Below are 12660 nucleotides of genomic sequence, written 5' to 3'. Positions count from 1 at the left end.
TTTGATTACAACTCACATTTTACACTGAAACATTGAAAATTCATAGTGCAAACGCTATGCAATCGTGAAAATAATCATTAGCAATTTGTTTGTGCTATTATTGCAGCCGTTGCAGTCTTGATATTAGCCGGTGTCGTCGCCAAATTGATGCGAATAAAGCCCTTGCCTGCAGCGCCAAACATCGTCCCAAAGTCCACTGCTAAATGTGCCTTCTTCTTAATAATATATTCTAGGTGCTCAGGTTCAATAACAGCTGAAAGATCAACCCAAGCGAGGTAAGTCCCTTCCAGATCGTAAACCACTGCCTGGGGGCACTTATGTTGCAGTTCTTCTTTTAAGTACGTGTAGTTACTTCGAATAACATTCAGCAAACCTTCCAGCCACTCTGCTCCACCACTGTATGCTGCTTCCCCCGCAACTTTCCCAATAATATTTCCCGCAGGAGCTGCTAGCCGTGCCGTATAAAGATCATAACGTTCACGAACTTGTGGATTCGGGATCGTCACGTGGCTATTCTGCAAACCAGCTAAATTAAATGTTTTAGAGGCAGAATCAAGCATTACCATATTATCACGGTAAAGTCCGTCTTTAATCGATAATGCCGAGATAAATGGTCTCTCCCCAACGATCAAATCGTGGTGAATCTCGTCAGAAATAAAAAGTACTTTTTCTTGACGGCAAAGGGCTAATAAACCTTCAAGTTCTGCGCTGCTCCAAACACGTCCGACCGGGTTATGCGGTGAACAGTTAATAAATAATTTGACATGGTTTTCTTCAATCTTTTGCTTGATATCATCCAAGTCCATCTCATAACTGGTTCCCTTAGGCTTAAGTTCTGACACGACCAATTGACGCTCATTTTGATTGATCACATTCATGAAGGGATAATACACAGGTTGTAAAATCATTACCGCATCACCTGGTTGTGTCAAAATATTAACTAAGGTGCTTAATGATTGTACAACCCCTGTCCCAAAACGCATCCATTCACGCTGGATATCTGTTCCATAACGTTCCTTTTGCCACTTGCAGTAAGACTCGTAATAACTATCTGGTGTTTTAGAATAACCGTAAACACCATGTTGAATTCTTTTCTCTAACGCTTCTATCACTACTTCCGGAGCTTTAAATTCTGTATCCGCAACCCATAAGGGCAACAGATCATTTGTTCCGAATAATTCGTCCATCCCGTCCCATTTAACTGAATCAGTATTATGCCGATCAGTTGCATAACGTTTTACAAATTCATCAACATTCATCAATTTCTTTCATCCCTTCTTGAACTGCGTTTTCCTCTTAAACTTAATGACCTTTTCTTTTTCTTGATCGGCTTCACACCGATTATATCCAAGACAAAAGTAAAAATCGGGATCCCAACGATCAAACCCCACATGCCCCAGAAATGTTCTGCGACAAATAAAACCGCAAAAGTATAAAAAATCGGCAACTCAGTCTTATTGGACATTAACTTAGGGTTTAAAACATACGACTCGATCGAATGAATTACTAATAATATAACAAGAATATAGATCACATAATTCATTCCACCAACTGAATAACCAATAAAGCTCATTGGAATAGCTGAAATAATGACCCCTGCCACTGGGATCAGGCTCATTACAAAAATTAATAATGATAGACTAAAGAGCTGCGGCATCCCCATTATCGCTAAACAAATCGTCGTTAAAGTCGTATTTACGATCGCAATAATGAACTGCGTCTCAAGAACGATTCCAAAAGTATTAACAAATTTTTCAGCAAAAAAGTAAATATCTTGGAAGAACCACGCGAATGGTCCTTTCAAAAAGCTTTTAGAAAAATGAAACATCTCCTTTTTCTCGATTGTGAAAAAGAAGCTCAACATTAATGAAACAACGAAAGTAAAGCCCATAGAACCAATACTCGTTAGATACTTGAAGATCAAGGTCACTCCATTTTTCATCTGTGCCGTAATCTCAGAATTACTGATATAATTGTTGATATACTTCATCACTGTATTGGTATCAGCTGATGGGTTCTGATAGAAATTAATAACATACTTTGCCATCGCCTCAGTCTGTGTAAACAGTTTGGGCAAATAGATAGTTACTGCAAAATAAAGCAGACTGACAATAAGCAGGTAAACACCGATTATAATTAACCGTGATGGAATTTTTATGTACCGCCTAATGCTTTTATTAAGACTAAGTACCAAAAAAGTAAAAATAAATGTTAGTAAAATTAAACTCAGCATGCTTTTCATCAAATACAGTACTAAAATAATAACCAGCAAGACCACTGACCTACGTAATTTGATGTTTGCCAAAAACTTTTCCCATACTCCCGCCAAATACACCACTCCTCATAATCATTAACGCCTTTGACTCTAATTGTACCTAAACGACTGTCAAAAATCTGCTTTTAAAATAATAAATAAGTATTCTTTAGTAATTGCCCCACTCTTGTTGTATTAGAAAACATCTAAGCGGTTGCTAGACACTGATCCAAAGTGACAATTCTGTAGATTAGAGTTTAATTAAGTATAAAGAAAAATCAGGCCAAAATAAATAGTTTGACCTGATCTTATAGTAATTATTCCTCGTTATATCTTCGCACGCCAAATTATACTAATTCTGCTTATAATCAGCGAGCATTTTCTTTAAAATATGCAATTTTTCCTTTATCTCACGCCCAGTATCTGTATCAGCAACCGTTTGCCGCTTCAACTCCTGGTTGACCACTCTTCTTGTCGAAAGAATATCTCGGCCATTTTTTATTGCATCTTCCTTTGAAGTAAAGGGATGATGTGTCACTAGCTGCAGCCCATATGAATTATAAAGTAATGTATAGCCGCCAATTCCTGTTGTTGGCTGGTATGCTTTGGAGTAGCCGCCATCAATGACGATCATTTTCTTATTGGCCATAATTGGCTGACGCCCCTTCTTGACAGGTGTATGACCGTTGATAATATGACCTTCCTCTGGGTCTAACCCAAATTCCTGCAGTAATTTGCGGCAAAACCACTCTTCCTTACGTAAATTATAATAAGCATTCTTCTTCTCAAGATGTGTTTCCTTATCCTCTATAAAGTAACGGGCAAACGTTGTCATGGCGTGTTTACCGAATAATGGCGATAACGGTCCCTGCCACAGGTACCACAACATATCTGTTGCTAAATCATCTGTTACCTCTGGTTTGTTATACGCCTTATATAACTGCTTTTCAAAGAAGTCAAATAGTTCTTTTCCCTGGTACTTTTGCCCCTTAAACTCAAATACACGGAACGAACCGTCTTTTTCGACTGGGATGCAACCATGAAAAAGGAGATTACCGTTATAGCACTTGTACATACTTCCCTTTTCCATCATAAAATCTAAGTGTTTGCGCAACTTAGTTGCATTTCTAAATGATTCGAGCAATGATTGGATGATCTTCTCTTCTTCAGCCGTTAATTTATAAGGGTCTTCTGGATCAATCGTTGCAAAGCACTCACACGTTAAGGGATATCTTTTACCCCCAAGCTCGATCTCACCTTTTTTATAGTCGATTTTATCCAAGACCGTGACATTTTTCATCTTAAATTCCGGCCGGCGTTGGCAGATCTGACCTTCTAACTTAAATTGAATCATTGCGACTGCTTGGTGAATCTGTGTTATCTGTTTTCTTTCATCTGGGCGAATAACTTCACTATCTTCAACTGTTTTAGGCCTAAATGCGGCAACATCCATATAATTATGCTCGGCAAACATCGATAGGTGCCGTAAATTGATCCCATAAGCATCTTCAATAATAGCTAGATTATTATAGCGGGCACAGATCCGTAATAAGTTCATGATGCAAAGAGCTGAACCTGAGACTGCCCCTAACCAAATAATGTCATGGTTTCCCCACTGAATATCAACTGAATGATAACTCATCAGCGTATCCATTATTTTATCTGGTGCTGGACCACGATCATAAATATCTCCGATAACATGCAGATGATCAACCACTAGCCGTTGAATAGTGTAGCAAGTTACCGTAATAAATTCGTCTGCTTGATGAAGTGCCACTAAATTATGCAAAATCTGATTATAATAGTTTCGCTTATCTAATTCTTGCCGATCATTATATAATAATTCTTCTGTAATATAGACATAGTTGGGATCCATTGCTTTCCTAACTTTAGAACGAGTGTATTTAGTTGCTGTAATTTTTAAGACTTCAATTAGACGTGCAATAGTATTTAAATACCATTGGTCTAATTCATCTTGAGTTGCAACATGTTTTTTACGATAAATAAGTTTGTCTTCGGGATAATATATCAACGTCGCAAATTCTTGAATATTATGCGGTGTAAGCCGACCACCAAAGTTCTCGATAATCTTTTGTTTCACATTCCCCGAACCGTTCCTTAAAGTGTGATCAAATGCATTATATTCACCGTGGACATCACTGACAAAATGCTCAGTTGCCTTTGGTAAATTCAAAATAGCTTCTAAGTTAGTAATCTCTGTAACAACATCTTGTTTAGCAGGAAACTTCTCACGTAATAATTCTTGTGTGTATGACATTTTTAGATTCCTCTCAGTCTCATCATTTACACGTTAGTGTTACCGATAACATCCAGTTAATCATACCTCATAATATACACCCAATTACAATAAATACCAATAGTATTTTAATTGTACATAAAGCCTTATTAAACCTTAAATAAACTGATTAATAATTAACAATACCAATTTAATTAGAAACAGCAATAAGTTTGCAAAATAAGGGATTTAATGATAAAGTGAACTCATCTAATGTAAGGGGATTCATAAGGAGGAATTATTAATGGTGAACACTAAAATGGAACGGACAGAAGCTCGTGCAGGTAAAAACACAGAATGGCGTTTATCTAATGGTGAAAATGGTCATTTCTTAAATGTTATCTTCTCAAAGGAAATCGAGAATGAAATGAAAGATAACCGCAACTTTTCGTTTAACCGTTTCGAATCTGAACAGCTTAATCGTCTGCGTCCCTTAGTTGAAACATTGGAGAGCAATTACGAGTTGATACTCGACAATAACGTTATTGGATCTGATTTTCTGCCCCTCTCCTCTAAAGATGCTGCTCATTTATTAAAAAAAGTTGCCGTTTAATTTTTACTTATTAGCTTATTCTAAGACTGTGTTATCGTTACGATAGCAGTCTTTTTTTGGGGCTCAAAAAAGCTGAAGCAAAGTCAAAACTTGCTTCAGCCTCTGTAAACTTTTTTTACTCTCTACGAAAACATTTTTCTAGCTGCTTTAGCTAACGTCAATGGATCCTTATCATAGCGTGGTGTTTTAACCAATCGCTCCATTGGAATACCCGCAAAATGGAAAGCTGCGATCTCGCCTGATCGGACAGCACTTTGTTCAGTAAAGACCATCTGAAAAGGTTGTTCAACAAACTCGCCCGTAAAGGCTAAGTTAGTTGAATGCTTTGGAATGACTTCGGGTCGATCTGACTTGGCCCGGTTATTAAACAACGCGGAAGCATACGGCATGTAAACTGGAATACAGTTGATAACACTGTCTAGAAGTTCCTCTTTTTTGTCCATAATATTTGTCGGACCTGGATCAACTTTACTAAGTTGTCCCAATAATTCTAGCAGCATTTCTTTACCATTCATCTTAACATACTGTTTTTCAACAAATTCGCCACGTCGACGTGGATATAAGAAATAGCCCCAAATAACTGTTTCATTCGGCTTTTGCGTCGTAAAATGCGGTTGATGGTGCACAACGATCGACATAGTGACATCTTTATGACCTAATGGTGTAATTGGATTAAGTGAGATAAACGAGTTCAGTGCATTGCCGGGGAGTTGAGTCGTGATCCGAGTTATTTCATTCAACAATAAGTGATTCTTCGTTGTTAAAGTAAAGCTAACCCATTCACTTGCATTTCGATCAGCAAAGAACTTATCTGGGTTACCTAAATTATAAAAGTGACTTGCAGCTTTCTTCCATAAGCTTGAAGCAGCACCATAATCATGGTTTTCAACTGCTGGTGTTGTATAATCTCCCAATGTTGCTGAATCTGTAATTGAGCCGTTAGTGAAGAAGACCGCTGTCTGCTCATCAACAGTAATTTCTTCTTCTTCCCCAGTCAATGTATTCTCCATCTTTAATCCAGTAACAGTTATCTCATCTTGCATCGCTGTTTCTTTAAATGTCCAATCCGTTACCCGGCGGTTCAGAATAATTTCGCAGCCTTGCTCTTTTAAATAATTGATCAACGGTAGCATAATGCTCTCGTATTGATTATACCGCGTCCGATTAACTCCTACTAAATGCTCGATCTGTGTAAATTCATAAATCATCTGGTGCATATAACGGCGTAACTCCTGAGCTGAACTCTGTGTCCTGAACGCAAAGGTCGTCTCCCACATAAACCAGAAATTCGTCCTAAAGATATGCGGATCATCTTTAAAATATTCTGCAATAGAAATATTGTCCAGTTCTTCTTCTTTAGAATCCGGCATCGTGACTAATTTCGTCAGCAGATAACGGTCTTTGGTGTTCAGCCCCAGTTTCCCTGCGTTGAGAATTCCCTTACCACCTTCAAGCAACCGTGCCTTATCAAAAGTTGGGTGTTGGGCGTCAAAGTCACGTGTATCTTCTGCCGCTGTCATCCCTTGTTCTGTCGCAGATGGTATTCTTGCTAGAAGATCCATCAAATCAACATACGTCCGGTAATTCAACATCCGACCGCCACGTGCGATATATCCTTGCTGGTTTCTTAATGGATAACTCTTATTCCAATATTCATCTGTCATACTGGCAGTTGTTGTTCCATCATTTGCACCATGATCATCTAAGGAATAAAAAGTAATCTGTGATCCCTTCCAATGTCCTTCTTGAATCAGATAAACTGCTGCAGCCATATTAGCAAGACCTGCACCGATCATTATTGCTTTACTTTTAACCATAGTATCCGCCCCTTCTTGTGACCGTTTCCAATAGTATTATAAACTCACAGATATAAATAATCTATGATTAGGGTCTCAATTAAGTTAGATTTAATATAATCTAAAAAGTTCAGACGCACTATTTTTAAATAATGCTTCTGAACTTTTATAATTGCTACTTCTCTACTATTAATTTATTTCTCCGGCGAGACTAAGATCTTAACTTGTTCCTTATCAAATGCCAGTGTTTTGATCCCCTCTTCAACGACATCGTCTAAACCAATCTTCTTAGTGATAATCTTTTCAAATAATTCTGGATGGTTCTTCAACATCCCTAGAACAGATGTAAAGGAGTTATTATATGCCAATGTCGTCTCAATCTTAATCCCATTCATGATTAAATCATTGGTTAAATCAATCGTTACAGGGCGCCCAAAAAGAGCCACGATTTGGAAAGTCCCATTTCTTCTGGTTAATTTTAAGCCCGAATCAAAGGTCGCCTGCACACCAGCGGCTTCAAAGGTTATATCTACACCATTAGGGCAGTCTTTCTTAACTTCTTCAACAACATCTACTTTTAAAGGATCCAACGTTTTTTTGATCCCTAACTCTCTTGCTTTGGCTAAACGGGACTTGGAGACATCAATAATATAAATATTATCTGCGCCCGCAATTTTAGCTAGTAACGCGGTTAGTAAACCGATTGGTCCAGCTCCTAAAACAGCAACATTTTGCCCTTCATGTAACCCACTGCGTTTGATACCTTCAAAAACAACAGCCGTTGGTTCTGCTAAAGCACCTAACTCATAGCTCATGCCAGCAGGCATTTTATGCGCGAAAACTTCTTGAACATTTGCATATTCTGCAAAACCACCATCATCAGAGAAACCGAGAAAATTACCGGCACCATCTGGAGCAAAGACCCGGTTGCAAAAATTATAATCCCCTCGGCGGCAATTATCGCATTTTCCACAAGCAATCAGTGGTTCGACTGCTACAGCATCGCCCTTTTTCAGCGTTGTTACGTTAGCCCCGACCTTGACAACTTCACCCGCAAACTCATGTCCCAATGTAATCGGCAGTGTTCTTTCAGTCAGTGGATGCGGTTCAGTAGGTAAGCCCCATGCTTCTAAATACGCATGTAAATCACTACCGCAAATGCCGCAATACTTAACTTTTATCTGAACTTGATTATCACGTGGATCCGCTATCGGAATATTCTCAACCCGAACATCTTTTTTCCCATAAATTCTTACGGCCTTCATCAAAACCATCCTCCTTCATCTTAATAAATGACACATCAAAAATAAACTATTACAGCTGACTATTTTCTTCTGTCATTTGAGGTTTTCCTTAATTTAGCAGCAGTTATAGTCCATATACGTAACCGTTTACTTTTCACCCTGAATTCTAGTCTTTTTTTAATCTTTTTTCAAATAGTAGCATTCAGAACTACTTATACTTATTGCTGATCATAATTTTTTCTAAACAAAAAAGCATTGTCAGTTTACCCTCTGGTATCCCTTCAATGCTTATATAATCACATTTTATTAAAAATACATTCCAATATATCAACTACTAGTGAATTATTTTTTAATACAGTTTTTTTAGCGATCTGCGTAACCGTTTGGATGTGTCCGATGCCACTTCCAAGCCGTCTCAATAATTTTATGGATATCATCAAATGCTGGCTTCCAACCTAGAACCTCACGGGCCTTATCTGAAGCTGCGATCAATGTATCCGGATCTCCACCTCTTCTTGGTGCCATAACAGTTGGGATCTCTTTGCCTGTAACTTCACGTGCAGCCTTTAGCATCTCCATATTCGAGAAGCCGGTCGAAGAACCTAAATTAAAGGCGTCACTCTTATTACCTTCGCGCAAGTATTGTACTGCTAAAATATGTGCGTCAGCCAAATCAAATGGATGGACATAATCACGAACATTAGTTCCATCAGGTGTATTATAGTCATCACCAAAGATTTGCAGTTTCTCACGCGTACCTGCAGCAACTTGTAAAACGATCGGTAATAAATGCGTTTCAGGATGGTGGTCTTCACCAATACTACCATCCGGCTTAGCTCCAGCAACATTAAAGTAGCGCAACGCTACAAACTTGATACCATGAGCAAGATCTGTCCAATGCATAATTTTTTCCATCGCTAATTTGCTTTCACCGTAAGGATTGATTGGCTTTTGCGGGTCACTTTCCTTAATCGGCATTGTTTCAGGAATACCATAGGTTGCAGCTGTTGAAGAAAAGACGATCCGTTTAACACCGGCCTCGTTCATTACTTCCAACAGGCTAATCATTCCAGCTGTATTGTTATCAAAATACTTCAGCGGCTTTTTCATTGACTCCGCAACAAGTGAAAAAGCAGCGAAATGGATCACCGCATCAACTGCTGGATTCTCAGCAAAAACCTTCCGCATGAAAGGTTTGTCTGCAATATCACCTTGATAAAACTTAGCCTTACTATTAACAGCTGCACGATGCCCTGTAACTAAACTATCAACAACAACGACATCGTCACCCTTTTCAACTAAACGATCAACTGTATGAGAACCGATATAGCCAGCTCCCCCTAAAACTAATACTGCCATTAGGCATTTCCTCCTTGAAGTGCACAGCTAAATTTTAACTTGTGGTGCACGACCATGCACATTTGCTTTTACTTATCAGAAGCAATCTCATCTAGACGTCCGTATAAGCGTTTTCTAACTAGAACACAATTATAAGACTATCCGCTAACATTTTACCAGTTATTCGTGCTTTTTTGTTAAATTAAGTAAAAATTAACTATTAATACAGTCTTATAACCGTTCAAGCCTCGACTTGTCGTTTAGAATTTCTTATGGTTAACTAGAGATTAGATATTAATATAAGGGGAAAAATTATGGCGGAACTGGTCTACAAACAAATTATTACTGATCTTAAACAAAAGATTTTCGCAGGGACTTACCCTGAACTTAAGCTACCTGACGAGCGGTCATTAAGTACACTTTATGGTGTCAGCCGTAGTACGATCAAAAGAGCATTAGGACGGATGGCAAGTGACGGTATTATCTTCAAGAAACGCGGTGCTGGAACTTTTATCAATCCGCTATACTTAAAAAACGAATCAGTTTTCAACTATGAAGAAGGCTCCAATCTCGGTGTAACTGATAATTTTAAGATGGATGGACAGAAACCACAAATTAAAGTTCTCTCGTTTGAGGTAACTAAGCCAACCCGTGAACTGCAACGTGACCTATTTTTAAAAAGTGATGATTTTGTCTATAAGATAGTTCGCTTGCGTTTATTTGACGAGCAGCCTTTTATGATTGAAACAGGCTATATTCCCATCAAGATTATCCCAGAGTTGTCACACGCTATTATTCAGGGATCGATCTTCAACTATGTCCAACAGGAACATCATCAAGCGATCACTAAATCATTTCTTTCCGTTTTTGCAGAGCCGTCAACTTCACAAGATCAAGAACTGCTACAGTTATCGGAAAAAGAACCAGCTGGTATCATGGAAGGGATCTTCTTTTTAGATAATGGAACCCCTTTTGAATTCTCACATATGCGTTTTCACTATAAATACTTGAAATTCAATACTTTTGTATCTGTTAATTAATGCTTATTTGAACAGTTATTTCACAGTTTGAATATTGACTTCATTTTTCTAACTATATTGCTGCTCCCAACCAGTTCTTCAGCTCAGCTGTTTTAAGTGGGAAGAAAGCAGGTTCGCCGATTTTTTTTACGTAGACTAAAGTCAACTGATCTCCCCTAATTTTTTTATCGTGCTGGATCGCGCGATAAAAAGCAGGTGTTCCCAGTTCCGGGGCATCCAGCGGCAGTCCCACCCGTTCCAAACGTTCGCTTATCGCAGCTGTTGTCCCTGAAACTGTCATTCCTTTCTGCTCAAAAACTGCCATTACATGTACCATTCCTATCGCAACTGCTTCTCCATGCATCAGCCGACCATCTTCAAGCAATTCCACTGCATGACCAAATGTATGGCCAAAATTTAATAATTTACGCAGACCAGTTTCTTTTTCATCCTGTTGTACAACACCCGCTTTAAAAGAAACACTGGCGTAGATTAATTTTTCCGCCTGTCTAATAATATCTTCAGGTTCATTTACCCTTTGGACGATTGCCCAGAAACGCCCACCCACAAGCGCCGCACATTTAACAATCTCACCATACCCTTCGACCAACATTCGCTTAGGCAAAGTCTTAATAGTCGTGGAATCAATCAGAACCAAATCTGGCTGGTAAAAAGTGCCCACCATATTTTTACCAGCTGGTAGATCAATTGCCGTCTTACCGCCAACAGAACTATCAACCTGTGCCAGCAATGAGGTTGGTATCTGGATCAACGAAATGCCGCGCATATAAATCGATGCAATAAAACCGGCAAGATCCCCAACAACACCGCCGCCTAAGGCAATGATCCCGTCCGAGCGGACAAAGTTATTTTGTGCTAGTAGTTCGATCACCCTTTGGACTTGTCGCCACGACTTACTTGCTTCACCAGCTGGAATTGTTAAAACTACCACCTTGTAGTTCATCTTATTAAGTTGTTTTTCAACCGTTGCAGCATAGAGCGGCCCAACATTATCGTCGGTAATTAACGCAACTTGTCTTTGCGACCATAACGGTTTAATGAATTCCTCTAGCTGGTGTAACAGCCCCGTTTGAATCTTGATACGATAGTTTTTGAGTATTATTTCATTATTTTCCTCTATCATCTTGCTTCACCTATTTCTTACTGATTACTTGATGAACCTCAAAAACTTTCTGGGCCATCTTTAAGTAGGTCTTAGGCTTCAATGCTTGTGGCCCATCTGATAAAGCTTTTGTAGGCTCATCATGGATCTCAACGATCATGCCATCTGCCCCTGATGCTGCTCCCGCAAGAGCCATTGGTGTTACCAAGTCCCATTCCCCAACAGCATGGCTCGGATCAACGATCACAGGGTAATGAGTCAGCTTCTTCAAAACAGGAACTGCTCCTAAGTCAAAAGTATTACGTGTGTATTTATTATCAAAGGTTCTGATTCCACGTTCAAGCAGCATGATCTGTCTATTCCCCTCTGAAACGATGTACTCTGCTGCATTCAACAAATCATCAATTGTAGCTGACATCCCACGTTTTAAAGCAACTGGGATATTGGTCTTGCCAACTGTCTTTAAAAGTGAAAAGTTCTGCATGTTACGCGCGCCTATTTGAAAAATATCCGTGTACTTTGCAACCATCTCAACATGTTCGTCATCCATAACTTCAGTGATCATATCCATTCCATTTTCATCCGCTGCTTCACGCAGGTATTTCAAACCTTCTTCACCTAGTCCTTGGAAAGAGTACGGCGATGTACGTGGTTTAAATGCTCCACCGCGGATGATCTTAGCACCGCCTTCTTTGGCTACCTTAGCCATTTTCTTGACGTGTTCTTCACTCTCAACCGAACACGGTCCCGCCATCATGATAAATTCAGCACCCCCAATTACAGCATGCGGTGTTTTAATAACCGTATCTTGTGGATGGAACAGACGACTGCCCTGGACTGCAGCTGGAACATCTGTGATGATCTCTGCTGTTGCTACAATATCAGCTGGTAGTTCGTTAACATCTGCTCCTTGAATAGCTACTCGGTTATCATTAACAAAGATCTGCTTTTGTCCATTGAAAATCTTCTTTAACTCAGCAATCTTTTTTTCGGCTTTCTTCTCATCTAAAATAATAATCATTATTATTTCCTCCTTG

General features: G+C 39.1%; 10 protein-coding genes. 2 read left to right on the top strand and 8 right to left on the bottom strand.

What is annotated here, in order from left to right; genetic code table 11:
- Positions 1–77: 77 nt before the first annotated feature.
- From FC81_RS08230 to FC81_RS08220, 3 genes are all read right to left on the bottom strand, one after another.
- Complete coding sequence (locus tag FC81_RS08230; RefSeq protein WP_057745541.1) at positions 78–1259, bottom strand: MalY/PatB family protein; 1182 nt, start codon at positions 1257–1259, stop codon at positions 78–80.
- Positions 1259–2329, bottom strand: a complete 1071-nt coding sequence (locus FC81_RS08225) for an AI-2E family transporter (RefSeq protein ID WP_420806347.1) — start codon at positions 2327–2329, stop codon at positions 1259–1261. The genes FC81_RS08230 and FC81_RS08225 overlap by 1 nt, the downstream gene beginning before the upstream one ends.
- Positions 2330–2606: 277 nt before the next feature.
- Entirely contained in the window at positions 2607–4532 is a 1926-nt protein-coding gene (locus tag FC81_RS08220) for a fructose-bisphosphatase class III (protein ID WP_057745538.1), read from the bottom strand.
- Positions 4533–4794: 262 nt separating this feature from the next.
- Between FC81_RS08220 and FC81_RS08215 the strand changes: the two genes are divergently transcribed.
- On the top strand, positions 4795–5103 hold the full coding sequence (locus FC81_RS08215; RefSeq protein ID WP_057745536.1) for a hypothetical protein: 309 nt from the start codon (positions 4795–4797) through the stop codon (positions 5101–5103).
- A gap of 122 nt (positions 5104–5225) precedes the next feature.
- Here the strand turns inward: FC81_RS08215 and FC81_RS08210 are convergent, their stop codons facing one another.
- The 3 genes from FC81_RS08210 to galE form a co-directional block, all read right to left on the bottom strand.
- Positions 5226–6920, bottom strand: a complete 1695-nt coding sequence (locus FC81_RS08210) for an oleate hydratase (protein WP_057745535.1) — start codon at positions 6918–6920, stop codon at positions 5226–5228.
- Positions 6921–7093: 173 nt separating this feature from the next.
- On the bottom strand, positions 7094–8164 hold the full coding sequence (locus FC81_RS08205) for a 2,3-butanediol dehydrogenase (protein WP_057745532.1): 1071 nt from the start codon (positions 8162–8164) through the stop codon (positions 7094–7096).
- A gap of 342 nt (positions 8165–8506) precedes the next feature.
- Positions 8507–9502: a UDP-glucose 4-epimerase GalE gene (gene galE / locus FC81_RS08200; protein ID WP_057745529.1), complete on the bottom strand. Its 996-nt coding sequence runs from the start codon at positions 9500–9502 to the stop codon at positions 8507–8509.
- Between the two features lie 293 nt (positions 9503–9795).
- Between galE and FC81_RS08195 the strand changes: the two genes are divergently transcribed.
- A complete protein-coding gene (locus tag FC81_RS08195) occupies positions 9796–10521 on the top strand; it encodes a GntR family transcriptional regulator (RefSeq protein ID WP_057745526.1) in 726 nt (241 codons plus the stop codon).
- A 52-nt stretch (positions 10522–10573) separates the two neighbouring features.
- Here FC81_RS08195 and aroB read toward each other — a convergent pair whose 3' ends face one another.
- A complete protein-coding gene (aroB, locus tag FC81_RS08190; protein WP_057745523.1) occupies positions 10574–11644 on the bottom strand; it encodes a 3-dehydroquinate synthase in 1071 nt (356 codons plus the stop codon).
- A 10-nt stretch (positions 11645–11654) separates the two neighbouring features.
- Positions 11655–12644 (bottom strand): 3-deoxy-7-phosphoheptulonate synthase, encoded by a 990-nt coding sequence (gene aroF, locus FC81_RS08185; protein ID WP_057745520.1) that lies wholly within the window; start codon positions 12642–12644, stop codon positions 11655–11657.
- Positions 12645–12660: the final 16 nt, after the last annotated feature.

Origin of the sequence: Liquorilactobacillus capillatus DSM 19910 (assembly GCF_001434915.1) — a bacterium.
Lineage (GTDB): Bacteria > Bacillota > Bacilli > Lactobacillales > Lactobacillaceae > Liquorilactobacillus > Liquorilactobacillus capillatus.
The sequence above is the reverse complement of the archived record's forward strand: the minus strand, read 5'-3'. Positions and strand labels throughout refer to the sequence as shown.

Bases quoted from the DNA above. Each gene is read 5' to 3' on its own strand.
- FC81_RS08195 (WP_057745526.1), top strand. From the start codon at position 9,796: ATGGCGGAACTGGTCTACAAACAAATTATTACTGATCTTAAACAAAAG.
- FC81_RS08205 (WP_057745532.1), bottom strand. From the start codon at position 8,164: ATGAAGGCCGTAAGAATTTATGGGAAAAAAGATGTTCGGGTTGAGAAT.
- galE (WP_057745529.1), bottom strand. From the start codon at position 9,502: ATGGCAGTATTAGTTTTAGGGGGAGCTGGCTATATCGGTTCTCATACA.
- FC81_RS08220 (WP_057745538.1), bottom strand. From the start codon at position 4,532: ATGTCATACACACAAGAATTATTACGTGAGAAGTTTCCTGCTAAACAA.
- FC81_RS08230 (WP_057745541.1), bottom strand. From the start codon at position 1,259: ATGAATGTTGATGAATTTGTAAAACGTTATGCAACTGATCGGCATAAT.
- FC81_RS08210 (WP_057745535.1), bottom strand. From the start codon at position 6,920: ATGGTTAAAAGTAAAGCAATAATGATCGGTGCAGGTCTTGCTAATATG.
- aroF (WP_057745520.1), bottom strand. From the start codon at position 12,644: ATGATTATTATTTTAGATGAGAAGAAAGCCGAAAAAAAGATTGCTGAG.
- aroB (WP_057745523.1), bottom strand. From the start codon at position 11,644: ATGATAGAGGAAAATAATGAAATAATACTCAAAAACTATCGTATCAAG.
- FC81_RS08215 (WP_057745536.1), top strand. From the start codon at position 4,795: ATGGTGAACACTAAAATGGAACGGACAGAAGCTCGTGCAGGTAAAAAC.